Here is a 24661-nt window from a genome sequence, read left to right as displayed (position 1 = left end):
CGTAGTAGAAAATGTGAGCCATATGACGACTGATTGCTGGGCGAATTATGTTTATTCACTGGTCGACCCGCAACCGACAAATTATAATGCGCCCCATTAGAAAAACTCATCGTCGGCTGGTGTCATGTCTCGTCGTTTACCCCCGCTCAATGCCCTCAAGGCCTTTGAAGCAGCGGCTCGTCACTTAAGCTTTACCCGCGCAGCAGAAGAGTTGTTTGTGACTCAGGCTGCCATCAGTCACCAGATCAAGGCGCTGGAGGAGTATCTTGGCATCAAGCTGTTCCGCCGCAAAAATCGCTCCTTGTTGCTGACCGAAGAGGGGCAGGGCTATTTCCTGGATATCAAGGACATCTTTGCCTCCATCTCTGAGGCGACCGACAAGCTGCTGGCCCGCAGTGCCAAGGGGGCGTTGACTGTCAGTTTGCAGCCGAGTTTCGCCATCCAGTGGCTGGTGCCGCGGCTGGTCAAGTTCAGCGAGCGCCACCCCGATATCGACGTGCGGATCAAGGCGGTCGACCTCGATGAAGGGTCGCTTACCGACGATGTGGATGTCGCCATCTACTACGGCCGCGGCAACTGGCCGGGTCTGCGCTCGGACAAGCTCCATACCGAATACCTGATCCCGGTCTGTTCCCCCTTGCTGCTGACCGGGCCCAAACCGTTGCGTACGCCGCAAGATTTGACTCTTCATACCCTGCTGCACGATACCTCCCGCCGCGACTGGAAGGCCTGGTTCCGCCAGCTCGATATCGATGCACCCAACGTCAATCAGGGGCCCATCTTCAGCCACTCCACCATGGTGATCCAGGCGGCGATCCACGGCCAGGGGGTGGCGCTTGGCCACAGCGTGCTGGCACAACCCGAGATTGAGGCCGGCCGCCTTATCTGCCCATTCGAGCAGGTGCTGGTGAGCAAAAATGCTTTCTATCTGGTGTGTCAGGAGCAGCAGTCTGATCAGGGCAAGATCGTTGCCTTCCGCGACTGGATGCTGGAGCTGGTGGAGCAGGAAGAGGCGCGTCGCAGGGCAAGGCTCGCCGATGTCTGATGTAATCCGCGAGGGGGCAATTGATGCCCCCGTTCGCATTTTGCTGGCCCACGGGGCAGGCGCGGGGATGGATCATGCCTTTCTTACCGAGTTGTCACGTCTGCTGGCTGGCCCCGACATCGAAGTGGTGCGCTTCAACTTTCCCTACATGACAAAGCGTGCACAGGATGGCAAGCGCCGCCCGCCGGACAGAGCACCTGTGCTGCTAGCCCATTGGCGCGACATGATCCGCGAGTTTGCCCATCCACGGCTGTTTCTGGCGGGCAAGTCGATGGGCGGGCGGATGGCGGCGGAACTGTACAGCGAAGGCGAGGGTGAGATGAATGCTGCAGGATTGCTCATTCTCGGGTATCCTTTCTACCCTCCGGCCAAGCCCGACAGCTGGCGAGGCGAGGTACTCAAGCATATTGCAGTACCAACCCTGCTGTTGCAGGGGGAGCGCGATACCTTCGGTAGTAGCGCCGAACTGGCCGATTTCCCCTTCTCACCCGCCGTATCGGTCCATTGGTTGACCGATGGTGATCATGGTTTCAAACCGCATAAAGCCAGTGGCGTGAGTGAGCAGGAGAATATGCAGCATGCAGCGGCGGCCATCAGCCATTTTGTGGCCCGGCATGGATAGCACGAGAGGGTTGGCTTTATTGCCAGCCGCGATGAGAGAGGGAGAGTGAGGATGCAGATCCATCGACATTGGCTGATACTGGCCGGTCTCTTCGGGTTGACGGCCACCATGCTGGGGGCTTATGGCGCCCATGGATTGGCGGCGACCGGCATTACGCCTGAGCGTCTGGCGGCATTCAATACCGCCGTGCAATATCAGTTTTTTCACGCATTGGCCCTGCTGGTTCTGGGCTGGTGTGGTGTGCGCAGCAAGGTGATCCACCTGGCTGGCACCGCTTTTGTGCTGGGGATCATCGGATTTTCCGGCAGTATTTACGCCATGGTGCTGCTTGACAGCAAGGGGCTGGGGTTGATTACCCCGGCCGGTGGCCTCTGTTTTATGTTGGGATGGACGGCCCTGATCTGGGCTGGCTGTCGTCTTGGAGGAAAAAATGAATAATCTGCTGCTTTATTGCCGCCCCGGTTTTGAGAAAGAGGCGGCTGCAGAGATCACCGAGCGTGCCGGTAACATGCAGTGCTACGGTTTCGCCCGGGTCAAGGACGACAGCGGTTATGTGATCTTCGAACTGTATGACGAGGAGCAGGCGGACCTGCTGGCTCGCAAGCTACCATTCCGGGAGCTCATCTTCATCCGCCAGATGCTGGTGGTCACCCATGAGCTGAAGGATCTGGATGTCGCGGACAGGATCTCCCCCATCCTTGAGGCGGTGAGTGACTACACCATTTGCGGCGATTTGCGTGTCGAAACCGCGGACACCAACGAAGCGAAAGAGCTGTCGGCCTTCTGCCGCAAGTTCACCGTGCCGCTTCGTCAGGCGCTGCGCAGCAACGAGATCCTGACCAAGAAGGAGACGCCAAACCGTCCGGTGTTCCACGCCTTCTTCATGGCCAATGATCATGTCTTGCTGGGCTACTCCTATTCGTTCAACAACTCCGGATTCCACATGGGGATCCCGCGCCTGCGCTTCCCGGCCGATGCACCGAGCCGCTCCAGCCTCAAGCTGGAGGAGGCGTTTTACGTGTTCGTGCCGCGGGAAGAGTGGGATGTGCGTCTCTGCTCAGGCATGAAGGCAGTGGATCTGGGGGCCTGCCCGGGTGGCTGGACCTATCAGCTGGTGCGCCGTGGCATGATGGTGACGGCGGTCGACAACGGCATGATGGCCCAATCCCTGATGGATACCGGTCAGGTCAAGCATATCCGGGATGACGGTTTCGTCTGGCGTCCGAGCAAGAAGAACACCTACTGGCTGGTGTGCGACATGGTCGATAAACCGGCGCGGGTCGTTCACATGATTGCGGACTGGTTCCGTGAGGGTGACTGCCAGGAGGCGATGTTCAACCTCAAGTTGCCGATGAAGAAGCGTTATGCTGAATCGGTACACAATATCGAAGTGCTGCGCGAGATGCTCAAGGAGATCGACAACGCGTTCGTGATCCAGGCCAAGCAGCTCTATCACGATCGAGAAGAGATCACTGTGCATGTTTACAACAAGTACTGGGTCTCCAAACTCGAGCCCAAGGCGTGATGTAGCAGTTCTGCCCGTACGATAAATACCAAGGCCGACAGGGAAACCTGTCGGCCTTTTGCTATTCGGCTGCCGGAAAATATCAGAAACGGTAATCGAGGCGCAGGGAGGATTCGTCGTCGGTCACCTTGATCTCTATCTGCAGCGGGATGGTTTTGTCGACCGGATTGAATTGCATCTTTATCCCGTCTCCTCTCAGCCTGAGGGCGGTGTTCATTCCGCCAGCCTTAAACTTGACCTTGGGTCTGAAGCGTTCGACCGACAGACTGACGCTCTTTGCCGGGGTCAGATTAAGCTGCGGGTAGGAGGTGATCTTTTGATTACCAAAGTTGTCGGTGGAGACTTCAATACCAAACGACAGGGGTTTGGGTGCCTTGAGCAGGTCGTTGGTATCCAGGCTTGAACGCCATACCTCGGTGGCAGTCCGTTTTTCCTGCTGCGGCAGTTTGGCGGTTTGGGTTGATTGAGCATGTTCGAAGGCACTTGCAGCACCACAAACCAGCATCAAACCCGAAACCAGATAGCACCCGTATCCCTTCATGAAAAACACTCCCTGTTCTTCTTCTCTATTGAACATAGTTGCTGTTTGGGGAGTGGCAAAGGATTCGGAAACATAAAAAAGGGAGCCGAAGCTCCCTTTTGAAATCAATGAATTAACTCACAGGCGATCGATGATTGCCTGGGTGAATTCGCTGGTGGAGGCCGTGCCACCCAGATCTCGTGTGACCCGATCACCGGATTCGATGGTGGCTCGTACTGCCTCGCGGATCCGCTCGGCCTTATCCTGCATGCCGAGGTACTCCAGCATCTGGATAGAGGCGAGGATCACCGAGGTCGGGTTGGCGATATTCTTGCCAGCTATGTCAGGCGCAGAGCCGTGGACCGCTTCGAAGATGGCCGCGCCATCGCCGATGTTGGCACCCGGCGCCATGCCCAGCCCGCCGACCAGACCTGCGCAGAGATCCGAGAGGATGTCGCCGAACAGGTTGGTGGTGACCATGACATCGAAACGCTCCGGGTACATCACCAGGTTCATGCAGGCGGCATCGACGATCATCTCTTCGCTCGGGATATCCGGGTAGTGACTGGCGATTTCACGTGCCACTTCGAGGAACAGGCCGGAGGTCGACTTGAGGATGTTCGCCTTGTGGATGATGGTGACCTTCTTGCGCCCTTCCTGACGGGCCAGCTCGAAGGCGAACTTGACGATGCGCTCGGCCCCTTCGCGAGTGATGATGCTCATCGCCTCGGCACTCTTGTTGTCATCGCTGCGCTTCTGACCTGCTCCCGAGTACATCCCTTCGGTGTTTTCACGCACTGTGATGATGTCGATGTTGTCGTAACGGCTTCTGGTGCCCTTGAAGGAGATGACCGGACGCACGTTGGCGTAGAGGTTGAATTTCTTGCGCAGGGAGACGTTGATGGAGGTAAAACCGCCGCCGACCGGTGTGGTCAATGGCCCTTTCAGGCTCACCTTGTTCTTCTCAATCAGATTCAGGGTAGCCTGGGGCAGCAGCTCGCCATGCTTCTCGAGGGCAACCAGACCCGCATCAGCGTATTCGTACTCAAAATCACAGCCCGCATGAGTCAGGATCTGGATGGCTGATTCAATGATGCTGGGGCCGATGCCGTCGCCGGGGATCACGGTAATTTTTCTTTTGGACATGAGAGGGTTCCACTTCCAGGGTATAGGGGAGGATGGGGCTGCTTTATAGCATTTACTCAGCAAACCAACCACATTCCTTTACATTCTACTCACTTTTATCAACAGCGAGGGTGAGTCTCGTCATGGTTCACGCCCTTGTCTGCATTTTTGTTCGGCACTTTAGTCCGGCTGGGGCGGGTAGCGGATGTCCCGCAGGTTGAATCCCAGCGGAATATCCCGCTGCAAGCGCACCAGCCGCTGGGCCAGCAGGGCCTCATCCTGATGTTGGCGCAGCTTGATCAGGGGCTTGGCGGCGTCCTCTTGCTGGCAGGCTTCGAGCATGGCTGCCAGATTGCCATATTGCTGCAACAGCTGGGTGGCGGTCTTGGGGCCGATCCCCGGAACCCCCTTGATATTGGAGCCCCCGATACCGGTAAGCGCCCAGAAATCGACCAGCTGAGCAGGGACTACCCCATATTGCTGCTGGACGAAGGCGGCATCCAGCCAGCGCTTGTTGAAGTAGTCGCGCACCCGGATCTGCGGGCAGATCAGTTGGCAGAACCCCTTGTCGGTGGAGATGATGGTCGCCTGATGGCCATGGCTGGCGATGCCGCTGGCGAGGGTGGCGATGAGATCATCCGCTTCATCGGTCTCGGAGAGCAGGGCATCGACCCCGCACTCCCAAAAGGCATCCTGCAGGGTTGCCAACCCCTCACGCAGTTCGGGGGGCATGGGGGTTCGCCCCGCCTTGTAGGCCGCATAGACCTCTTTGCGCCAGCTATGCACCTCGCCATCAAACACGGCAATGACATGGGTCGGCTCGCTATTGGCCAGCAGCTTGCGGCAGGTATTGATAAGGTTGGCGCGGGTTGCAACCAGCGCCTGGGCAGGTGTCAATGCCTGCTGGGCCTGTACCGCGTGCAGACGGCGAATGAGGTTGAGGGCATCGATGATGAGCAGGTGTGGCCGGATAGTTGACATGGGGCACTCTTGGCGGTCGGGACACCCCATTGTAACAAACCGCTCGCCTTATGGGAGATTGATGGCGGTCGGGAAGGTATAGCGCCAATAAAGAGGGGCGCCGATGCGCCCCTCTGTCGATGATGTGGCTGTCGTACCCTAGCGGACGATTTCGTAGCAGGGCACATACTGGCTGCCCGGCAGCTTCATCCGCTGCTGCTTGACGAAGCTCTCCAGCAGTTTGTCCATCAGGTGCATCAGCTCCTTGTCGCCATGCAGCTTGAAGGGGCCCTTCTTCTCGATGGCGCGAATGCCCCCTTCCTTGACGTTGCCGGCGACGATGCCGGAGAAGGCACGACGCAGGTTGGCGGCCAGCAACTGGGGCGGCTGGTTGCGGTGCAGATCCAGACTGGCCATGCTGGCGTGATCCGGCTCGAAGGGGAGCTGGAACTCCGGCTCAATCTTGAGGGACCAGTTGAAAGAGTAGGCATCGCCGACAGATTTGCGGTATTCGCGGATTTTCGGCATCGCCTCTTTCATCACCCGGGCCACTTCCGGTGCATCGCCGACAATGATCCGGTAGAGCTTGGTCGCCGGTTCACCGAGGGTCGCCTTGATGAAGTCGTCGATGGCACGGAAGTAGTCGGCACTCTCTTTCGGGCCGGTCAGGATGATGGGCATCGGCTGCCGCTCGTTGGCCGGATGCATCATGATGCCGAGCAGATAGAGCAGCTCTTCGGCGGTGCCGACCCCACCCGGGAAGATGATGATGCCGTGTCCGAGGCGTACGAAGGCTTCCAGCCGTTTCTCGATATCCGGCAGGATCACCAGCTCGTTGACGATGGGGTTTGGCGGTTCGGCCGCGATGATGGAAGGCTCGGTCAGGCCGATGTAGCGGCCGTTTCTTACCCGCTGTTTAGCATGGCCGACGGCGGCCCCCTTCATCGGGCCCTCCATGGCGCCAGGGCCACAGCCGGTACAGATGTTCAGCTCACGCAAGCCCAGTTCGCTGCCCACGGCGCGGGTGTACTGGTACTCGATCTCGTTGATGGAGTGGCCACCCCAGCAGACGATCAGGTTGGGATCGGCGCCGGGCAGGATCACCTTGGCGTTGCGCAGGATGGCGAACACCACGTTGGAGATATGAGTCGAATTGGTGAGGTTGACCAGCCGGTTCGATTCGAGCTGATTGGAGACATAGAGAATGTCGCGCAGCACCGAGAAGAGGTGCTCCTGAATGCCGCGAATGATCTCGCCATCGACAAAGGCGTGCTCGGGGGCATTGAACAGTTCCAGCTTGACCCCGCGCTCGCGCCGGATCACATGAATATCGAACGATTTGAAGCGCTCCAGTATCTCCTTGGAGCTGTCGGTATGGCTACCGGAATTGAGCACTGCCAGCGAGCAGTTGCGAAACAGTTGATAGATATCGCTGGAGGCAGTCTGCTTGAGGCGATCCACCTCAAGCTGTGACAGCAAATCCATGCTGCCGACGGGATTGATGTGCGTAATCATAGGTTCCCCTTTACTCACTTGTTATCGTTGTGTTTTTCCCTGGGGAGAAAAGGGGACGCTATGTTGCATCCCCTGAGATCGATAGTAGTGGTAACAGAGGGTGGAGGGAAATAGGGCGACGACTGTTCGCTGTTTTTTTAGCCGCTTGTCAGGCCAGTGTCACTTGATCCCGACCGGTGTGCTTGGAGTGGTAGAGCGCCTTGTCCGCCCGTTCAAAGACATCTGACGGGTTGTCCCCATCCTTGAACAGGGTTGCGCCGATGGAGATGGTGATCTCCACCTTGGCATCGCGAAAACGGAACGGGATACTCTTGATGGTCTGGCGCAGGGTCTCCAGCGGCTTCTGGAACTTGTCCGGGTTGATGTTGGGCAGCAACACCACGAACTCTTCCCCACCAAAACGGGCGATGAAGTCGGTGTCACGCAGCGCGCTCTGCAGCGCTTTGGCGACCACTTTCAGTGCCTTGTCACCCGCCATATGGCCGTAGTTGTCATTGATGTTCTTGAAGTGATCGATGTCGATGATCGCCATGCAGAGCGGAGTGCGGTAACGAAGCCAACGTTTGTACTCCTGCTCCAGCCGTTCATCGAGGGCTGCCCGGTTGTGTACCTGGGTCAGGCTGTCGAGGAACAGCTTGTGTTTTTGAATGGTCAGCCGCTTCTTGTACTCGGCGGTCTCCTCCTTCATCAAGCGCAGCTTGGACTCCATGGTGGAGAGGCGGGTAAGCAGGTGACGCTCCCGCGCCGCCGTGCTGTCACGCTCTTGCAGCAGCAGGTTGATGGCGCCCATATGGCCGGAGATGGCGCGCTTGAGCGCATCGATGGAGTTATGGCTGGCCAGGGAGTGATCGATCGCCTGCAACTCGTTGACCAGCGCTTCGCGGGTCTCTCGGGTTTCGTTTTGCAGTGCACGCCCCTCATCGAGGGATTCGGTAAACCCGACATGTACCGCGGACAGGCTCTCGTTGAGGGAGCTGAGGAAGGCGCGGGAGGCTTTGCGCTCCTCACGGGTGCCTTCGATGATGAGCTCGATCACCTGCAGGCAGGTTTCCGCCAGCAGGGCAGGGTTGATCCCGATCAGCAGTTGGCGGCGAATATCGCTCAGGCTCTCGCCGATGGCGCCGGCAAAGTCGAGTTCGGTGATAAGCCGCTGCAGCTCATCGGCGATACGGGCGTGATCCTTGAGATCAAACGGGTCGACATCGGGCTGGCCATCGTTGCTGGCAGTATCGCTTTCTTGTTGAGTTGCACCTGAAGGTGCCAACAGGGGCTGACTTGGCAGCAGCTGGATCTTGATCGCCTGCTGGTAGAACTCCAGCAGCTTGATAACCTTCTTCTGGTGATCGGCAATGCCGTAACCGGCGGGACTTGCCAGAAATTCCTTGAGGGACTTGCGGGTCTCTTCCGGGAAGCCCTTGATGTTTTTCAGCTGTTTGGAACCAAGTTCAATAGCGGTCTGGGTCAGGGTGATCGACTCTTCCAGCACATTGCTGTGCTGCTGCAGCAATTTTTCAATGGCCAGCAGATCCTCGTCTAGCGCGGTAAATGCGGGATTGTTATCCAGTTTCTGCTTGAGCTTGGCGAAGCGATTGTCCAGCTCGCGGTCGAAGCCACGGCAGGAGAGCATCAACTTGTTGATAAACTGGATACCACGGGCACGCTCTGCATCGGAAAACGACAGTACGCCGTCGAGTTCCAGCTGTTTCTGCTGGAGGGATTCCCTGAGTCTTGCCAATTGTCCTGCTACGGCAGCGATGTCATTCATTATCAGGTCGCCCTGTTGTCATTATTGTTTTTGGTGTTGGATAGCAACAGTGGTCGAACCTGGTTTCGATCCTCGCCTGTTATCTACATTATTTCCTGGTGGTTATCGGCTGCCGGCTTCCTTGCAAGGCTGGGCCAATTAACCCATTGCTTTTCATGAGAAGAATTGACTTTTACCAGTCCCTTGTCAATTGCCATCAGGCCGCATTGCCACACATCTCCATTAAAAAATGCCGCTTGTTGGCAATCGATCGCCGCGAGCTCCAACCAGGCGTTTTGCTGGCATTTTTCACTGAGCTGAATGGCTCCCGACAGGGCGAGATAGCAGAGGTCAAACAGGCCATTGTGATCGAGCGCGGTTGCCGCTTTCGGCAGGAAGGGGTGACTGACAATCCCGAGGCTGATCCGGCGATCCAGCGGATAGTTGCAAGGGAAGGCGGCGATGGCGGTCAGCAGGTCTCCCGCCAGTTGATGCAGGTTGGTGACGTGGCGCTGTGGCACCACATAGAGCATGTGTCCTTCACGCAAGTCATAGATACGGCCATCTTGCGGGGTCAGGGTGTCCATATAGGCACCGAAGGCCTGCTCGATTTCTCTGCTGGCCTGATAGCCGTGGCGCTCCAGGGTGTTGACCAGGAAAGGCACCCGGAACAGCAGATAGTGCAGCTTGTCATCGAACTCGCTGGATGGCTGTTCGCTGAGGTACCAGCGATCCGATTTCAGCTGGCGCTTTGCCATCTCCCGCGGCCAACGGTTCATTAGCCGCTGCCAGTTGGCCAGCCCCGAGCGTGGCTCGATCAGCAGGGCCTCATTGGTCCGTTTCAGTTGCAGGCGGGCAGTACGCAGCTTGAGCCAGAGGGTGAAGAAGAGGTAGATAAAGAGCGCCAGCAGCAGGCTGGTGGTGATGCTCGACCAGAGATAGCGCTCTTGCTGATGCTGGCTGTTGTTAAGCCGCTGCTCCAGCTCCTTGATATGTTGCACCCGCTCGACCTGAACATAGTTGTCACGGATCGCCGCCTGCTCCATGGCTTGCTCCTGCTGGCGCACCTCCTCGCCAAGACGGTGGAAGCGCTTGTAGCTGTCGAGAGCCTGACGCAGATACCCCTTCTGCTCATAGGCCAGCGATAACAGGCGGAATACCTCGTACTGACGGCGAGTATCGCCGAGCTGATTGGCCAGCGCGCGGGCGTTCTCCAACTGCAGGATGGCGATGGCGGCCTCCTGCTTCTTCAGATAGAGCTCGCCGAGCAGCAACAGGGTATCGATCAGCGGCTCTTTGGCATCGCTCAGCTCATGGGACTGACGGGCCGCATTGAGGTAGTTGCTGGCCAGCGAGAGGTTGCCGCTTTGCAGGTAGGTTTTGCCGATTTCGTATTTGAGCAAGGAGGCCTGCGGTCGGTTGCTCCCCTCATCGAGCAGATCCAGCGCATTGAAGAAGTAGACCAGCGCCATATTGAGGTCGCCCTGCTCGCGGTTGAGTCGCGCCAGCACCATCAGGGAGTCACACAGCAGGGAGGGGTTGCCGATGGAGTGGAAGTAGTTGGCCGCCTCATTGGCATACTGCAGCGCTTTCTGGGGCTCCTGCTCCTGCTGGTAGAGTTTTACTATCTGGTTCGACAGCAGGCCAAGAAAGAGCGGGTCGTTGAGGCTTCTGGCCTGTTGCTGGGCATCGATATATTCCCCCAGCGCCAGCTGTGGCTGCTGCAGCGCGCGATAAAGGTCGCCGCTGATGGCGCTGACCCAGGCACTGGCGAGGGGATTGGGGGTCTTGGCGGCCCAGATCCGCGCATCTGCCAGATGGGCCTTGGCATCATCGAAGTGCTGGTTCTCGATGTCGTAGCTGGTGCGTTGCAGGCGGCCATAAATCTGCAGCTGGCTCTGCTTGAGCGTGGGGACGGCCAACTGTTCGTCCAGTTGATCCATCAGGGCGCGGCTGGTGCTCTGGTTATCCGGTTTGAGGGCCTGACTGCGGATCTTGAGATAGAGGCCGTGGGCCTTGAGTTCCGGTTGCCGCTCTTTGTCTGCCAGCACCATTGCCTTGTCGAGCGCTTGCTGGGTGGCCTGATATTGGCCCAGTTGCAGTAGACACTCCCCTTTGAGCAGATGGGCGCCTATGGTCTGGGCCGCCGTGCTGTAACTCAGGATGGGCTCGCGATAACCGAACTCCTGGCGATTGCTGATGATTTGCTGGGGATTATTGGCTGCGCGCGTCAGGAAGGCGGTGGTGATCTGGACGCATCTGGCAGGATCGGTCAGTACCATCGATTGCGCTTGTTGCAGATCGATAGAGAGTTGCTCCTTGTCCAGATCCAGATTCGGAGCTGACAGGGAGGACATCATCATGGCCAGAAAAAACAGTTGATTCATTGGATTAAGGACGGCGCAGAGGTGTTGGCATGTTATCCAAGCCCCCCCCTGCGAGTCCAGCGTTTACTGTGGTTTGCTGGTGGACGGCAAGTGGGTTTCGTCTGGATTTTATTATCCAGCACCCTTATCCCTGCCGCGTAAAGCATCGATTGAAACCTCTTTACCAGTCATGGAGGGCAGTGCGACTGCCCTCTCTGTCGCAACTCGACTTTATTGGCGGATCAGACGCAAGTTGGCGGGCACAGCTTCGAAATCGGAGCGGAACGGGTTGATGTCGAGGCCGCCGCGGCGGGTATAGCGGGCATAGACGGTCAACTGCTCAGGCTGGCAATAGTGCTTGAGGTCGATAAAGATCCGCTCGATGCACTGCTCGTGGAACTCGTTGTGCTGGCGAAACGAGATGAGATAGCGCAGCAGCTTCTCCCGATCGAGTTTCGGCCCCTTGTAGCGGATCACTACAGAGCCCCAGTCCGGCTGGCTGGTGACCAGACAGTTGGATTTGAGCAGGTGGCTGTGCAGGGTCTCTTCTACCTGATCGCTACTGGCTGCCCCTTGCAGCAGGGACGCATCAAACTCGTAATTGTCTACCTCGATATCCTGCTCGTCGATGCACTCGCCGGGCAGCTGGGCAATCTGGTGCGGCGCCTTGTCGAGGGGGAACAGGGTCACCTTGACGGTCTCACCCGCACAGGCACTGAGATCCTTGGTCAGCATGGCGGCGACTGCCTCGATAGAGTCGCAACGGGTCTGGTTGAAGGAGTTGAGGTAGAGCTTGAAGGATTTGGATTCGATCAGGTTCGCACTGGTGGCCGGAATGGCCACTTCACCCACCGCCACCATCGGCTTGCCCTTGGCATTGAGCCAGGAGAGCTCATAGAGGGTCCAGACATCGCAACCGCTAAAGGGCAGATCATCGCCCAGCTTGAGATCATTCCGGTTCAGGCTACGTGGAACCGGCTGCAGCAGGGAGGGGGTGTACTGGCTGATGTAATCGGATTGCTGGCCCAGACTCAGGCCGGTCAGGGCGCTGGCCCCGGCGTATCTATCTTGTTTGCTCACAGGGTTGCTCACGTAATGTGCTCATGATGAGTGGAATGAAACGGGCCATTGCAGGGCCGGATAGTTGCAGCCGTTTGGCTTGGGCGTCGGCCTCTCTGTATCCCGTGTTCTGTATCCCGGGTCGCAAGGTCGGCTGGCAACCTTGTCTGTGACCGGGTTTGGTGGTGCAATAGCGGACTTTGCCAGCAATTGTGGGGATTTTCGATGTCGGATCAAGTTTTGTCTGCCCTGGAGCACTTTTTTGCCCGCTGGCAACGGGATGGCGAGGCCAGACGAGGCCTGCCCCTGTGCGAGTGGGAGGCGGACTGGCGTTCCCCCTGCCAACTTGGTGAGCCCGCCGATGGTCGGGTGGCCTGGCGCCCTCACCAGCGCCCCGAACCCGCCGATTTTACGGCTATGGCCGATGCTCTTGAGCTGACAATTCATCCCGGCGCCATTGCCCTGTTCGGGCACTGGTTCAGCCGCCCCATCCCCTGCCTCTTCAAGGGGCTGCGCCTTGAACTGATCTTGCCGTGGAACGAGGCAGATCTCGACCTGCTCAAGGAGAACCTCATCGGCCACCTGCTGATGCTGCGCAAGCTAAAACGAACCCCCTCCATCTTTATTGCCACCACCCGCAACGAGATGACGCTCATCTCGCTGGATAACGAGAGTGGTCAGGTGTGGCTGGAGTGGCTCGATTCAGGCCGCCGTTTGACGCTGGCGCCCTCTTTGCCGGCGTTTCTGGAACGGCTGGAGACGTTGCCGCAATAGCGCCGCTTCGAGCCAAGGTTACCTATCGGAACGAAAAGAGCCTTGCCATGCGGCAAGGCTCTTTTTTATGGCATCGCGTACAGGGAACGCGCTTAATCCTTGAAATCCCAGGAGAGGTTGGAGACCAGACGGCAGCTGTCGCACTTGAAGTCGAAGATCTCGTGCAGCGGCTCTGCCAGCGCCCACTCACCGCCACAGCTGGGGCAGGGGCGCGCCTTCTCCTCGGCAGCGCTCAACCCGCCCACCCGGTAGAGGTGGTAGTAGGTGGGGATGCCGCTCAGCACTTCCAACCGTTTGGCCAGATCGCTGCCGCGCCGGTAGAGGCGGCTGCCCACTTCGCCGATTTCGTGCAGCGCCGCATGTTCGGCGATGGAGCCGTTCATCTGCAACTGATCGCACGCCTCCCAATCCTCCTGCCACTTGATGATCTGCTTCTGATCGCCGTTGGCGACCGCGGGCAGTTGGTAGAGTGGAATGGGGGCGAAGTGGTCGCCACAGCGCAGCGGCGAGCAGGTGTGCAAAAAGCTGGTGTAGAGCATCATCCAGCTCGGCCGCTCGCCCTGCTTGCCGCAAGGATCTGTGCTGTCGGAGAGCAGATCCGCCCCTTGCAGTTGGAGTTTCGGCGCCAGCAGCCCGGCCTGATTGAGCTGCTGTTCGGCCAGTTTGACCTGATCGCTCTGGTTGTCGGGGTGCAGGCTATCCTGCTCCGGGCAGACCACCCGACTGACGAAATAGCCGTCGTGCATGCTGGTGGGGAACTCCCGCCCGAGGATCTGGCCCTGATAACGCAGCATGTCGAGGTAGTTGACGATGGCCCGCTCGGCTTCGCCAAGGGAGGTATCGCGGTAACACTCAAAGCAGAGTTCGACGATATACATGGTTCAGCCTTGCCCCTGCTGGAGGAGCAGGTCGGTCAGGCGATCCACCTTCTGTTCGATGCGCGCGAGCTGTTCGGCGAGTTGCTGCAGGGTGAGCTCCGGTGCTGGCTGAGGCACAGCCTCTGGCAGGATCTCGCTCTCGGCGGTCGCAACTGGCTGCTGCTTCCACTGGCTCAGCACTTTCAGCAGCTCGGCCATCGACACAGGCTGGGTGAGGCGGGCCTTGATCATGGCGGTGGTGGGCGTCAGGCCCTTGGCGGCCAGCTCGTTGGCAATTCGGATGATCTCGTGGGCGGACATAAGCATGCTCTGGGTGAGAAGGGGGGATCGATATCGGGGCGGGATCTTAACCAAAGCCGGCAGGGGAGGAAAGGGGCGGGCGGCTTAGCGCGGCTGGCGCAGCATCACATCGAGCTGGTCGATCGCCTCGCACCAGTCGGAGTCGTTCCACAGAGCATCGCGCAGAAAGCTTGCTTGGGCGGCGTTCCAGAAACCGGCCTCCGGCAGCAGGGTCTCATTGTCGAGGTGATGGTCGTGCACAAAGCGGTGCAGGCTCAGCTCGTCGTTGGCCATCCCGAGCTGGGCAAACAGGGCTGGCAGATCGTGGACAAGGGGTTCCATCTCGTCTCTCCCTTTGTTTAATCCCTGAGATTATAGACAGGCACAGCCATCGGGCGCAGAGACGAGATTGGGGATCAGGCAGAGGGGATGCGATGGGGTGGCAGATCAACGCCCACGACGTGCAGCCCCTGCATCTTGAGGGTGCCCTGATAGTGGCTCTCGCCATCGCTGGAGAATTCAAACTGATAGTGGGTCAGCAGCCGCAGGGGATTATGCGCCAGCTCCCGCCGATGGCGAGCCAGTGACAGCAGTTGCAGATCATGGTGCTGGCAGTAGCGGCGCATATATTGCCAGGCCACTTCTGCCTGTTGGCGTTGCAGCCAGAACAGGCCGGCAACGGCAATCAGCAACAAAATTCCGAGCATCTCTCCCATAGGCGGGCTTCCTTATCGTGATGTCGATAACCGGGAGTCCTGCTCGGCACTCCCGATCTCCTTTTCTATTTCCCGCCGTGTTGCCTCGTTGCGTGAGGGGGAGGCGAGGGATCAGGCCGAGGCAAACAGACGGCCGATGGCCTTGCCCAGCGCATCGCTGCGCTCGGGGTCGCGCAGTCTGGCCAGCATATCATTGCGCAGGGTCGGTAAAGTGACCAACTCGGCAAAAACCTGATTGAAGAACTGGGTCGGTTGTAGCGCCAGTTGTTCCAGATAGTGGCTGAGCAGATTGGCATCTTTCAGATCGGGCCAGAGCCGGCCCGCAATGGCGAGCAGCAGCGCCGGGCTTGGCTGGGTTTGCAGCAGGGTCAGCAGCTTGTTGGTCCGCAAAGTGCTGCCGGGGCAGGAGGCCATGGCGCGGCAGAGGTAGGCCAGGGTCTCCGGGTTGGGGGCGGCGCACTCCTGCTCCTTGCCGATCCGCTCAAGCAGGGCGCCTTGTACTGCCGGCGGCAGCGGGGCGTTTTCAAGGCTCTGGCAGAGGGCATAGAGCGGCTCTTGCGGCAGTTTGGGCAGCGCCTTGCAGATCAGCGCCAGATTGCGTTCATCATGGAGTCGCTCGGCCAGATCGGCAAAGCCCTGCAGTCCCAGCGTTTGCCAACCGGTGTCGTTGGGGGCGGCCAGATAGTGGCAGAGGGCATCGTAATAGGCGGAAGGGGCCTGCTCCAGCTGGCGCGCCAGCTTGGCGTGCAGACTGGCCATTTTTGCCTCCGCCGGGCGGAAGGTGTAGGGATTGTCGGCCAAGCGCTGGGCTTTCTCTTCATCCAGATCGCCGGTGAGCTTGTAGCCCAGGGTCTCCACCACCTGATCCATGAACAGCTTGGGACCATTTGACATCAGCAGGCCGCGCTCATCGAGGGCAAACTTGAGGAACCAGAGGTAGTGGCGAGACTCGCTCGGCTGGAAGAAGTGCACACCGAGCCAGGCGTGCTGTTGCAGCGGCCAGGGGTAGGGCTCCTGCTGCTGTTCGATGCGCACAAAGGTATCGCTTGCCAGTGACCGCACCTGGCGGCCCATGTCAAACAGCTGGAACTGGGTGCCAGCCTGAGTCAGAAATTCGGTCAAGGTATTGATGGCAGTAGGCGTCGCAGACATGGTGAGATCCGGCTAATGGTGATGCGGGCCGATTATAAGGCCCTTGCCGAGGATAGCCAGTGGCAGCAGACGTGCGCTGCGGCAGATATCAACATGGCAGCCATGCGGGGGGAGGTGTATAGTATCGCCCTTTTTTAACGGCGGCAGGCCGCGCTGGCTGCCGTGTGTGTCGATGAGCCGGCTGAATCGCCGGTGCTGCGCGACCGAATGTATCGGCATCCTGGCTGGCCCTGTCGGATCAGCGGATCAATCTGTGGTTATGAGGAAGAGAGCGAGATGAATCAATATTTGCTGGTAGCTGGCCTGTTGGGGGAACTCACCGCCGAGTTGCAGCGCCTCGAGCGCTGGCAAGCTGACCATCCCGGTGACGAAGCCCTGGCAAGCACCCTGCCTTTTTGTGTCGATACCCTGAGCTTTGATCAGTGGCTGCAGTTCGTGCTGATCCCGCGCATGGAGCAGCTGGTGATGTTGCAGGCGCCGTTGCCCACCAGCGTCTCCCTTTATCCCATGGCCAGCGAAGTCTACAAAGAGGATCTGGCCGAAGCAGAAGCGCTGCTGCGCCTGATCGCCCGCTTCGATCTGCTGCTTTCCGGCAAAGTGATCGAACAATGATGCCAGATCAAACCCGAGAAGAGAGTGACTTGAAGCTGACCCTGCTCTATCAGGATGAGTGGCTGGTGGCGGTCAACAAGCCGTCCGGTCTGCTGGTGCACCGCAGCTGGCTCGACAAGGGTGAGACCCGTTTTGCCATGCAGATGACCCGGGATCTCATCGGTGGTCGCCATGTCTATCCGGTGCATCGCCTCGACCGTCCCACCTCCGGCGTGCTGCTGTTTGCGCTCGATCCGGTGATTGCCCGCGCACTCACCGAAGCCTTTACCCAACGTCAGGTACATAAGGAGTATCTGGCATTGGTGCGGGGCTGGGCACCCGAACAGGGGGTGATCGACTATCCCCTCAAGGAGCAGTTGGACAAGATTGCCGATGCCATGAGCAACCCGGATCGTCCGGCGCAGGATGCCGTCACCACCTTCCGGCGCCTGCATCAGGTCGAGCTGCCCCACGCGGTCTCCAAGAAGCACCCCACCAGTCGCTACAGTCTGGTCAGATTGTTCCCGAAGACCGGCCGCAAGCATCAGCTGCGCCGCCATATGGATCACCTGTTCCATCCCATTGTCGGGGATACCACCCATGGGGATGGTCGTCACAACCGTTTCTTTCGCGAGCACTTTGGCTGCGAACGGCTGCTGCTGGTGGCCCGCACCCTGAGCTTTACCCATCCGGTGCTCAAGGTGCCGATGCGGATCCAGGCGCCACTCGGTCAGGATGTGCTGCGCCTGTTTGCCGAGCTGGGCTGGCCCGCCAGCGAGAGCGACTACTAAGCCCCTGATCCTCAGCCTTGAACCGGTGGCATCTGACGCCAGCTTGCTGATAGAGTTGCTCAAAAGAGTGACTCACGCGGGGAGCGGAGAATGGCGCAGATCGATATCGTGGTAGGAACTGTCTACGGCGCAGCCATGCTGGTGGCCGAGACCTTGGCAGATGAGCTGGAACGCAAGGGGCATCACTGTTCTCTGCACGAAGAAGCACGGCTGGCGGACATTGACCCCGGCCGTTTTTTATTGCTGGTCAGTGCCACTACAGGACAGGGGGACATTCCTCCCAATCTGCAGCCCTTTGCCAGCGAGCTGGCTGACAAGGCGCCCTGGCTCAAGGGGCTGCGGTATGCCCTGATTGCCATGGGCGACAGCAGCTATGACCATTTTTGTGGCGCGGGCCGTCGGCTGGACGGATTGCTGCAAGAGCTGGGCGCCACGCGAGTGATTCCCCCGCTGGAGCTAGATGCTACCGTGCACGATGAACCCGAACAGGTGGCACTCAGCTGGCTGAAAAAGTGGGATATTCAGCCCTGAATATTCTCTGAAATAGAGCCATATCAATCCCCTGATCCTTAACCGGCAGGGGATTGTTATTTGCACAAATGTCATCTCACTCAGCAAGCATATTTCCCACTCTTATTGTCGATAGTGGCGGAGGGATATTTTCCCCTTTTGGCATTCCATCGGCGTAATGGTTTCAAGCGCACCGCAGACCCGTTCTCCAAATAAAAGTTCAATCTTGAAAGCGATCTCAGTCATGTTTTTGTCATTCGAACGTAAAATAATGACTTTGGTTCAGTCGCGAATTAATTGCTGGTAACGCTTTCAGGTTTGCTTTAATTGCTGATTTTGTTGTTTTGTTGGCTACATATTGCCTCTTTGGTCGTTTTTTTACCTGCTTGTGTTGTGGCGATCGTTTGCCGAGCGATTTGTCGCCATTTTGTGAGTCGCTTCATATTTGTCGTGAAATACGCTCCCTATAATCAACCTCGGTTATCACCAACAGGATTACATGGTGATAAGAAGTTGAATATTCAGGATCACACTCCTCACTGCGGGAAATAAGGAATATGACAATGAAAATGAAGTGGCTCCCGATTGCAGCAGCTGTTACTGCCGCCCTGGCTTCCCAAGCCGCCTTTGCCGTAGATTTCCACGGTTACTTCCGTTCCGGTGTCGGTGTTTCCGGCGACGGCGACATGGTTAAATACAACGTCAATAAAGTTGGCCGTCTGGGTAACGAAAATGATACCTACGGTGAAGTGCAACTGGGTCAGGAAGTATTCAACAAAGATGGCAAGACTTTCTATGTTGATTCCATGTTTGCCATGGCTTCCAACGGTTCAAACGACTGGGAAGGTACCGGTACTGTTTGTAACTTCGATGCCAAACAGTGCAATGGTGATTCTGACTTCGCTCTGCGTCAGTTCAACGTACAAGCCAAAGGCTTGCTGAACTTTGCTCCTGAAGCAACCCTGTGGGCTGGTAAGCGTTACTATCAACGCCATGACATCCACATCTCCGACTTCTACTACTGGAACATCTCCGGTGCTGGTGCTGGTATCGAAGGCATCCAGGCTGGTCCGGGTAAAGTCTCTTTCGCATGGGTACGTAACGACCGTAGCGCAAAAGACGTGTTCGGCGAGTACACCAATACCGGAACCAGTGCAGCTCCAAACTACGTGAAGAACGAAGATCTGAACGTAAATACTCTGGATCTGCGTTATGCCGGCATCCCGCTGTGGACCGATGCCTCTCTGGAACTGGGCGTGGATTACGCTCTGGTAAATGAAACCAATGATCAGAAAGCACTGAAGAAAGATCCGCAAGATGGCGTTATGCTGACTGCTGAACTGACCGCAGGCATCCTCGGTGGTTTCAACAAAACCGTGCTGCAATACGGTACCGAAGGTTACTCCAAGACTATGGCTTTCTATGGCGATGGTTCCTGGTACGGTGCTGAAGCCAAAGACGGTGCCGATGGTTTCCGTATCATCAACTGGGGCGTTGTTCCGATGGGCAACTCCTGGGAGATGGGTCATCAGTTGGTCTACGGTGTAGGCAACGAAATGTGGGATGGCAACGACAAGTACGAAACCATGTCCGCTGTTATCCGCCCGATGTACAAGTGGGATGACTTCAACAAGACCATCTTTGAAGGCGGCTACTTCAAGGACAACAACAAGTCTACCAATGGTAGCGAAGACAAAGATGCTGGCTACAAGCTGACCCTGGCACAAGCCTGGTCTGCCGGTTCCAGCTTCTGGGCCCGTCCGGAAATTCGTGTGTTCGCCTCCTATCTGGCTAACGACGAAGACAAGAAAGTCTTCGAAGGCAATACCTCCAAAGACACCTACCAAGTTGGTGTTCAAGCAGAAGCTTGGTGGTAAGCAAAAGTTTAAGTTAAGTTAGTGACTGCCCCCTTATGGGGGCAGTTTTGTTTCGCCGGATCACGGCCACCGGATTATGGAGATAAGAAAAATGAAACGGGTAAAGATGTCTATTGCAGCCGTAATCACTGCGCTATTAACCGGTTGTGCCGGAAACATGGTTGTTCCTCTGCAAGAACACGGCTCTATCTTGAGCGATGCAGATCAAGCCAAGCAAGTGTTGGCCAAAGCCTCCAGCTGCTGTGTGGAGTTTAAAGATTTCAGTTATGCCCCCTTGCCTGAAGGTGAGACCTTGCTGGCCATCGATGGCAAGCAACCCACTTTTCAGTTTGATGAGGGGATGAGTTACTTTGCGGCTTATCGCCTGCCGGCCAACACCGGCAATCTGGCGATCAGCCTAGCATCACAGGTGAGTAAAACCGTGATGGTGCCCAAGGTCATTATGCTGGATGCCGAGTTCAAGGTGACTCGCATACTGGGTGAGTCAGTATTCAGCTATCAGCCTGCTCACTTGCTCGATAACGACCGTATTGAAGGACGTGTTTTTGTTGACCGCAGCATGCCTGGCAACCCGGCCAGCGAAACATACATGATCGTTTATGCGCCCGCGGATAAGCTCTCAGGCAGCACAACAATCCTGCATCCATCAAAAGCATTTGCTCGCGCTAATGGAACCGTTGAGCCTGATATCAAGGATCCGGTGATCCCGCACTCCCCGTGGGGTTTGGTGCAGATCAAAGTCAAAGATATGGCCCGTGGAAGTGGTCTTGAAGCGGTATTCAAACCCGAATATGCCGACAAGGTGGCTATGAGCCAGGGTCAGCAGGTTGCAGCGATAGCGACTACCGCAGCCGTTACCACAACTGCAACAGCTGCGGTCGTAGCCAAACCTGCTCCTGCCATGTTGAGTGAAACTGAAACCTTCTATCAGAGTCAGATCGAAAAAGCGGTCAAGGCGGGGGATATCGACAAGGCGATGAAGCTGGTGAACGAGGCCGAGCGGGCCGGTTCAACCAAGGCAAAAAGCGTGTTTATTGATGCGGTCAAGCGCTCGCAAAAATAGAATAATACGACCATTTACTGGTCAGATATATTTATTGAGGCCTCCCTTGTTGGAGGCCTTTTTAATCGGTAGACTGTAATAAATAAAAGTCACGCCGTTACATTTGGTTACAGTGAGTTGCTTTTTGATGTAAGTGGTATTATTAAAATACAAAGTGAAACTGCTATTTATATGTCTTTGTAATAGAGTGATAATGCAGATTATTAACTTGTATTAGATGCGTTTTTTAGCCGCTAAACAAGTTGTGATCTTCCCTCCAAATTCAATATTCCCCCGCCTTCGAAAGCAGCAATTTATTACCCGCTGGGTTATATTCTGATGGTCAAAATAAACAAGCCCGACTCGAAGATATCTGAATGAATCAGTGCTTATTTCATCCAGATAGATCGTTCAGGGACGACAATCCATTCAGGAGCGCACACAATGTTCAAAAATGCTTTCTCTAATCTGCAAAAGGTTGGTAAGGCGCTGATGCTGCCAGTATCAGTCTTGCCAGTCGCAGGTATTCTGCTGGGGGTGGGTGCTGCCCACTTCAGCTGGATGCCGGAAATTGTCTCCCAGTTGATGGAGCAAGCCGGTGGTTCCGTATTTGGCCAGATGGCCCTGCTGTTCGCAGTGGGTGTTGCTCTGGGCTTTACCAATAACGACGGTGTATCCGGTCTGTCAGCTATCGTTGGCTACGGCATCATGGTCGCAACCCTGAAGGTCATGGCACCTGTGATGGGTGTTGAAACCATCGAAACCGGCGTGCTGGGTGGTATCCTGGCCGGTGGTATCGCTGCCTGGGCGTTCAACCGTTTCTACAAGATCCAGCTGCCAGAGTACTTGGGCTTCTTCGCGGGCAAACGTGCCGTACCCATCATCACCGGTTTCCTCTCCATCGGTCTGGGTGTGATCCTGTCCGTGATTTGGCCGCCAGTGGGTGGCGCCATTGGTGCCTTCTCTGACTGGGCTGCCAACCAGAACCCGGTACTGGCCTTCGGTATCTACGGCGTGGTTGAGCGCTCCCTGATCCCGTTCGGTCTGCACCACATCTGGAACGTACCGTTCTTCTATCAGGCGGGTACCTGCGTCAACGGTGCCGGTGAAACTGTTCACGGTATCATGACCTGCTTCCTGACTGCTGATGACGCTTCCCGAGCTGCCGGTAACGGCTTTGGTCAGCTGGCTGGTGGCTACCTGTTCAAAATGTTCGGTCTGCCTGCTGCTGCGTTCGCCATTGCTCACGCTGCCAAGCCGGAAAACCGTGCCAAGATCGTTGGTATCATGGCCTCTGCAGCCCTGACCTCTTTCCTGACCGGTATCACCGAGCCGATTGAATTCTCCTTCCTGTTCATCGCTCCGGTTCTGTACGCAATTCACGCGGTACTGGCTGGCCTGGCTTATGTGCTGACCAACTCTCTGGGTATCGTACACGGTCACACCTTCTCCAACGGCTTCATCGACTTCGTGGTGCAATCACCGCGTGCCGACAACATGCTGCTGCTGGTTGGTCTGGGTCTGGTTTACGCGGCTATCTACTACGTGGTATTCAGCTTCGTTATCCGTGCCATGAACCTGAAAACCCCGGGTCGTGAAGACGAGACTGCTGAAGAGGCCGTTGGCCAAGGCAAAGACGAGATGTCTGCTGCTCTGGTTGCCGCCTTCGGTGGTAAAGAGAACATCGCTTCTCTGGATGCCTGCATCACCCGTCTGCGTGTTGGTGTGAAAGATGTTGCCAAGGTTGACCAGGCTGGTCTGAAGAAACTGGGTGCTGCCGGTGTGGTAGTGGCTGGTTCCGGCGTTCAAGCCATCTTCGGTACCAAGTCTGACAACCTGAAAACCGACATGGACATCTGGATGAAGAGCAACTAATTCTGTTGCCTGAATATCAGCGTGTTTGAAGAGGGAGGCGAAAGCCTCCCTCTTGCTATTTGTGGTTATGGAGCGTGCGAGTCGCTGTAGATCGATCTCGGCAGGAGTCTCTTTGCCCAAGGGGCGATATATAGCGGGATGCCCCATGTTGGCACAACTGCTGGTGTGCTTCGTTTACCTTACAGCACACCATCACCAGATCAACCTATCGCCAGATAAAGTCATCCAGTAATCAGCCAATAAAAAGAGCGCCATCTGGGCGCTCTTTTGTCGAGTCGAGGGGATTAGAGTTTCTCCAGATCCCGTTCGATTTCGCTGATCTTGTTCTGCACCACTTTTTCCAGATGGCGCAGGTCGCGCAGGATCTTCTGCTTGATGTCCGGGTCGGCCTGCTGATGGACGCCCTGGGTCAGGTTGTCCAGCTCATCCACCACATATTTGAGGTTGGCGTTGATCTCGGTGACATCCTTGTACTCATGGGTACCGGAGTCGACCAGCATGGTCTTGCGCTGGCGGGGATACTTGAATTTGACACTCTTGGCGAAGAACTCGCCTTTCTGCTTCTTGAAGTAGATCTTGAGGATGTCGTGGTTGGCCTCCTGGCGCAGGGTGTAGCTATCGACGGAGGCGGGATCCTGGATCCCCAGGCTCTTCAGATTCTCGTACATCAGGCTTCCTCGGTTTGAAACGATCCTGTCCCATCCATCTTAACCGATGCCTCATGGCTTGCCTGTGACAGGGGCGCCAAAATCAAAAGGGCGCCATCAGGCGCCCTTTTCATCACAGCAATGCTGATTACTCGTCGATGGAGCGCAGCAGGGCGTTGATGCCGACTTTGGCGCGAGTCTTGGCATCAACCTTCTTGACGATCACCGCCGCGTAGAGGCTGTACTTGCCGCATTTGGAGGGCAAGGAGCCGGAGACTACTACAGAGCCAGCCGGTACGCGGCCGTAGTGGATTTCGCCGGTTTCGCGGTCGTAGATGCGGGTGGACTGGCCGATGAAGACGCCCATGGAGATGACGGAACCTTCCTCGACGATGACCCCTTCAACCACTTCGGAGCGGGCACCGATAAAGCAGTTGTCTTCGATGATGGTCGGGTTGGCCTGCAGTGGCTCCAGTACGCCACCGATGCCGACGCCGCCGGAGAGATGCACGTTTTTACCGATCTGGGCGCAAGAGCCGACAGTGGCCCAGGTATCGACCATGGTACCTTCGTCAACGAAGGCGCCGATGTTGACATAGGAGGGCATCAGCACAGTATTGGGGGCGATAAAGGAGCCTTTGCGGGCTGTTGCCGGCGGCACCACGCGCACACCCGCTTCCTTGAACTGCTCGGCGGTGTAGTTGGAGAACTTGAGGGGAACCTTGTCGTAGTACTGGGCATCGTCGCCCTTGATGATGCCATTGTCGTTGATGCGGAAGTAGAGCAATACCGCTTTCTTCAACCACTGATGGACAACCCACTCACCGGCGATCTTCTCGGCAACCCGCGCCTTGCCGGAGTCCAGCAGGTCGATGGCTTGCAGGATGGCGGACTTGGTGGCGCTATCCACGGAGCCCGGAGTAATGGTGTCGCGGCGCTCGAAGGCCGCTTCAATGATCTGTTGCAACTCGGTCATGACAGGTTTCCTTTAAAAAATTCTGTTTGTTGTATCACACTTTTCCGACCCTTTTTAAGGGGTTGACCGGAA

General features: G+C 57.1%; 25 protein-coding genes. 11 read left to right on the top strand and 14 right to left on the bottom strand.

Translation table 11 applies throughout. The features are described from left to right. The first annotated feature begins 124 nt into the window (after window positions 1-124). Genes NOM06_RS01320 through rlmM form a run of 4 tightly spaced genes read left to right on the top strand, consistent with a single transcriptional unit; the run spans window position 125 to window position 3192 of the window. Entirely contained in the window at window positions 125-1045 is a 921-nt protein-coding gene (locus tag NOM06_RS01320; protein WP_255909287.1) for a transcriptional regulator GcvA, read from the top strand. Continuing rightward, entirely contained in the window at window positions 1038-1667 is a 630-nt protein-coding gene (locus NOM06_RS01315; protein ID WP_255909285.1) for an alpha/beta family hydrolase, read from the top strand. The genes NOM06_RS01320 and NOM06_RS01315 overlap by 8 nt, the downstream gene beginning before the upstream one ends. Window positions 1668-1718: 51 nt before the next feature. Further along, on the top strand, window positions 1719-2105 hold the full coding sequence (locus NOM06_RS01310) for a DUF423 domain-containing protein (protein ID WP_204380776.1): 387 nt from the start codon (window positions 1719-1721) through the stop codon (window positions 2103-2105). Then, entirely contained in the window at window positions 2098-3192 is a 1095-nt protein-coding gene (rlmM, locus tag NOM06_RS01305) for a 23S rRNA (cytidine(2498)-2'-O)-methyltransferase RlmM (RefSeq protein WP_005338617.1), read from the top strand. Before NOM06_RS01310 ends, rlmM begins: the two co-directional genes overlap by 8 nt. An 82-nt stretch (window positions 3193-3274) precedes the next feature. Here the strand turns inward: rlmM and NOM06_RS01300 are convergent, their stop codons facing one another. From NOM06_RS01300 to queF, 7 genes are all read right to left on the bottom strand, one after another. Beyond that, complete coding sequence (locus tag NOM06_RS01300) at window positions 3275-3733, bottom strand: hypothetical protein (RefSeq protein WP_370688890.1); 459 nt, start codon at window positions 3731-3733, stop codon at window positions 3275-3277. A gap of 117 nt (window positions 3734-3850) precedes the next feature. Further along, on the bottom strand, window positions 3851-4858 hold the full coding sequence (locus NOM06_RS01295) for an isocitrate dehydrogenase (protein WP_255909280.1): 1008 nt from the start codon (window positions 4856-4858) through the stop codon (window positions 3851-3853). A gap of 159 nt (window positions 4859-5017) precedes the next feature. Continuing rightward, entirely contained in the window at window positions 5018-5818 is an 801-nt protein-coding gene (gene xni / locus NOM06_RS01290; RefSeq protein WP_255909278.1) for a flap endonuclease Xni, read from the bottom strand. Window positions 5819-5956: 138 nt separating this feature from the next. Continuing rightward, window positions 5957-7312, bottom strand: a complete 1356-nt coding sequence (ppnN, locus tag NOM06_RS01285; protein ID WP_019445906.1) for a nucleotide 5'-monophosphate nucleosidase PpnN — start codon at window positions 7310-7312, stop codon at window positions 5957-5959. A gap of 148 nt (window positions 7313-7460) precedes the next feature. Continuing rightward, the gene (locus NOM06_RS01280) at window positions 7461-9077 is read right to left on the bottom strand and encodes a diguanylate cyclase (protein WP_255909276.1); all 1617 of its coding nucleotides are present in this window, start codon (window positions 9075-9077) and stop codon (window positions 7461-7463) included. Between the two features lie 83 nt (window positions 9078-9160). Further along, complete coding sequence (locus tag NOM06_RS01275) at window positions 9161-11443, bottom strand: hypothetical protein (RefSeq protein WP_255909274.1); 2283 nt, start codon at window positions 11441-11443, stop codon at window positions 9161-9163. A gap of 210 nt (window positions 11444-11653) precedes the next feature. After that, complete coding sequence (queF, locus tag NOM06_RS01270; protein ID WP_255909272.1) at window positions 11654-12502, bottom strand: NADPH-dependent 7-cyano-7-deazaguanine reductase QueF; 849 nt, start codon at window positions 12500-12502, stop codon at window positions 11654-11656. Between the two features lie 204 nt (window positions 12503-12706). On the opposite strand from queF, the gene syd reads away from it, so the two are divergent. Further along, complete coding sequence (gene syd, locus NOM06_RS01265; RefSeq protein WP_255909270.1) at window positions 12707-13255, top strand: SecY-interacting protein; 549 nt, start codon at window positions 12707-12709, stop codon at window positions 13253-13255. 92 nt (window positions 13256-13347) lie between these two features. Here syd and NOM06_RS01260 read toward each other — a convergent pair whose 3' ends face one another. The 5 genes from NOM06_RS01260 to NOM06_RS01240 form a co-directional block, all read right to left on the bottom strand. Continuing rightward, the gene (locus NOM06_RS01260) at window positions 13348-14133 is read right to left on the bottom strand and encodes a Zn-ribbon-containing protein (RefSeq protein ID WP_255909268.1); all 786 of its coding nucleotides are present in this window, start codon (window positions 14131-14133) and stop codon (window positions 13348-13350) included. 3 nt (window positions 14134-14136) lie between these two features. Further along, entirely contained in the window at window positions 14137-14433 is a 297-nt protein-coding gene (locus NOM06_RS01255) for a DNA-binding protein (RefSeq protein ID WP_255909266.1), read from the bottom strand. 84 nt (window positions 14434-14517) lie between these two features. Beyond that, window positions 14518-14754: a DUF2789 family protein gene (locus NOM06_RS01250; RefSeq protein ID WP_005338602.1), complete on the bottom strand. Its 237-nt coding sequence runs from the start codon at window positions 14752-14754 to the stop codon at window positions 14518-14520. 74 nt (window positions 14755-14828) lie between these two features. After that, on the bottom strand, window positions 14829-15128 hold the full coding sequence (locus NOM06_RS01245) for a DUF3301 domain-containing protein (protein WP_005338600.1): 300 nt from the start codon (window positions 15126-15128) through the stop codon (window positions 14829-14831). A gap of 111 nt (window positions 15129-15239) precedes the next feature. Continuing rightward, window positions 15240-16280 (bottom strand): DUF3549 family protein, encoded by a 1041-nt coding sequence (locus NOM06_RS01240; RefSeq protein WP_201952222.1) that lies wholly within the window; start codon window positions 16278-16280, stop codon window positions 15240-15242. Window positions 16281-16556: 276 nt separating this feature from the next. On the opposite strand from NOM06_RS01240, the gene NOM06_RS01235 reads away from it, so the two are divergent. The 6 genes from NOM06_RS01235 to ptsG all read left to right on the top strand — a co-directional run bounded on the left by NOM06_RS01235 (window position 16557) and on the right by ptsG (window position 22966). Continuing rightward, window positions 16557-16892, top strand: a complete 336-nt coding sequence (locus tag NOM06_RS01235) for a YqcC family protein (RefSeq protein WP_005338596.1) — start codon at window positions 16557-16559, stop codon at window positions 16890-16892. Continuing rightward, window positions 16889-17662, top strand: coding sequence for a tRNA pseudouridine(65) synthase TruC (gene truC, locus NOM06_RS01230; protein WP_041202291.1), 774 nt, complete (start codon window positions 16889-16891; stop codon window positions 17660-17662). Before NOM06_RS01235 ends, truC begins: the two co-directional genes overlap by 4 nt. Window positions 17663-17752: 90 nt before the next feature. Beyond that, window positions 17753-18193, top strand: a complete 441-nt coding sequence (locus tag NOM06_RS01225; RefSeq protein WP_042055099.1) for a flavodoxin — start codon at window positions 17753-17755, stop codon at window positions 18191-18193. Window positions 18194-18735: 542 nt separating this feature from the next. Next, window positions 18736-20049 (top strand): maltoporin, encoded by a 1314-nt coding sequence (locus tag NOM06_RS01220; protein ID WP_305120708.1) that lies wholly within the window; start codon window positions 18736-18738, stop codon window positions 20047-20049. A gap of 91 nt (window positions 20050-20140) precedes the next feature. Next, a complete protein-coding gene (locus NOM06_RS01215; RefSeq protein WP_255909262.1) occupies window positions 20141-21112 on the top strand; it encodes a MalM family protein in 972 nt (323 codons plus the stop codon). Window positions 21113-21535: 423 nt separating this feature from the next. Next, window positions 21536-22966, top strand: a complete 1431-nt coding sequence (gene ptsG, locus NOM06_RS01210; protein WP_005338586.1) for a PTS glucose transporter subunit IIBC — start codon at window positions 21536-21538, stop codon at window positions 22964-22966. 284 nt (window positions 22967-23250) lie between these two features. On the opposite strand, the gene NOM06_RS01205 is transcribed toward ptsG, so the two are convergent. Both NOM06_RS01205 and dapD read right to left on the bottom strand, forming a co-directional pair. Further along, on the bottom strand, window positions 23251-23634 hold the full coding sequence (locus tag NOM06_RS01205) for a DUF3461 family protein (protein WP_005338583.1): 384 nt from the start codon (window positions 23632-23634) through the stop codon (window positions 23251-23253). A gap of 127 nt (window positions 23635-23761) precedes the next feature. Beyond that, window positions 23762-24589 carry a 2,3,4,5-tetrahydropyridine-2,6-dicarboxylate N-succinyltransferase gene (gene dapD / locus NOM06_RS01200; RefSeq protein ID WP_005338581.1) on the bottom strand — a complete coding sequence of 276 codons (828 nt, stop codon included), beginning with the start codon at window positions 24587-24589 and terminating at the stop codon, window positions 23762-23764. Window positions 24590-24661 lie beyond the last annotated feature (72 nt).

The sequence above is a fragment of the Aeromonas sp. JL9 genome (genome assembly GCF_024436075.1).
Classification (GTDB): Bacteria; Pseudomonadota; Gammaproteobacteria; order Enterobacterales; family Aeromonadaceae; genus Aeromonas; species Aeromonas veronii.
This window is presented reverse-complemented; position numbering and strand designations above follow the sequence as displayed.

Bases quoted from the DNA above. Each gene is read 5' to 3' on its own strand.
- NOM06_RS01320 (WP_255909287.1), top strand. From the start codon at position 125: ATGTCTCGTCGTTTACCCCCGCTCAATGCCCTCAAGGCCTTTGAAGCA.
- NOM06_RS01315 (WP_255909285.1), top strand. From the start codon at position 1,038: ATGTCTGATGTAATCCGCGAGGGGGCAATTGATGCCCCCGTTCGCATT.
- NOM06_RS01310 (WP_204380776.1), top strand. From the start codon at position 1,719: ATGCAGATCCATCGACATTGGCTGATACTGGCCGGTCTCTTCGGGTTG.
- rlmM (WP_005338617.1), top strand. From the start codon at position 2,098: ATGAATAATCTGCTGCTTTATTGCCGCCCCGGTTTTGAGAAAGAGGCG.
- NOM06_RS01300 (WP_370688890.1), bottom strand. From the start codon at position 3,733: ATGAAGGGATACGGGTGCTATCTGGTTTCGGGTTTGATGCTGGTTTGT.
- NOM06_RS01295 (WP_255909280.1), bottom strand. From the start codon at position 4,858: ATGTCCAAAAGAAAAATTACCGTGATCCCCGGCGACGGCATCGGCCCC.
- xni (WP_255909278.1), bottom strand. From the start codon at position 5,818: ATGTCAACTATCCGGCCACACCTGCTCATCATCGATGCCCTCAACCTC.
- ppnN (WP_019445906.1), bottom strand. From the start codon at position 7,312: ATGATTACGCACATCAATCCCGTCGGCAGCATGGATTTGCTGTCACAG.
- NOM06_RS01280 (WP_255909276.1), bottom strand. From the start codon at position 9,077: ATGAATGACATCGCTGCCGTAGCAGGACAATTGGCAAGACTCAGGGAA.
- NOM06_RS01275 (WP_255909274.1), bottom strand. From the start codon at position 11,443: ATGAATCAACTGTTTTTTCTGGCCATGATGATGTCCTCCCTGTCAGCT.
- syd (WP_255909270.1), top strand. From the start codon at position 12,707: ATGTCGGATCAAGTTTTGTCTGCCCTGGAGCACTTTTTTGCCCGCTGG.
- NOM06_RS01260 (WP_255909268.1), bottom strand. From the start codon at position 14,133: ATGTATATCGTCGAACTCTGCTTTGAGTGTTACCGCGATACCTCCCTT.
- NOM06_RS01255 (WP_255909266.1), bottom strand. From the start codon at position 14,433: ATGTCCGCCCACGAGATCATCCGAATTGCCAACGAGCTGGCCGCCAAG.
- NOM06_RS01250 (WP_005338602.1), bottom strand. From the start codon at position 14,754: ATGGAACCCCTTGTCCACGATCTGCCAGCCCTGTTTGCCCAGCTCGGG.
- NOM06_RS01245 (WP_005338600.1), bottom strand. From the start codon at position 15,128: ATGGGAGAGATGCTCGGAATTTTGTTGCTGATTGCCGTTGCCGGCCTG.
- NOM06_RS01240 (WP_201952222.1), bottom strand. From the start codon at position 16,280: ATGTCTGCGACGCCTACTGCCATCAATACCTTGACCGAATTTCTGACT.
- NOM06_RS01235 (WP_005338596.1), top strand. From the start codon at position 16,557: ATGAATCAATATTTGCTGGTAGCTGGCCTGTTGGGGGAACTCACCGCC.
- truC (WP_041202291.1), top strand. From the start codon at position 16,889: ATGATGCCAGATCAAACCCGAGAAGAGAGTGACTTGAAGCTGACCCTG.
- NOM06_RS01225 (WP_042055099.1), top strand. From the start codon at position 17,753: ATGGCGCAGATCGATATCGTGGTAGGAACTGTCTACGGCGCAGCCATG.
- NOM06_RS01220 (WP_305120708.1), top strand. From the start codon at position 18,736: ATGAAAATGAAGTGGCTCCCGATTGCAGCAGCTGTTACTGCCGCCCTG.
- NOM06_RS01215 (WP_255909262.1), top strand. From the start codon at position 20,141: ATGAAACGGGTAAAGATGTCTATTGCAGCCGTAATCACTGCGCTATTA.
- ptsG (WP_005338586.1), top strand. From the start codon at position 21,536: ATGTTCAAAAATGCTTTCTCTAATCTGCAAAAGGTTGGTAAGGCGCTG.
- NOM06_RS01205 (WP_005338583.1), bottom strand. From the start codon at position 23,634: ATGTACGAGAATCTGAAGAGCCTGGGGATCCAGGATCCCGCCTCCGTC.
- dapD (WP_005338581.1), bottom strand. From the start codon at position 24,589: ATGACCGAGTTGCAACAGATCATTGAAGCGGCCTTCGAGCGCCGCGAC.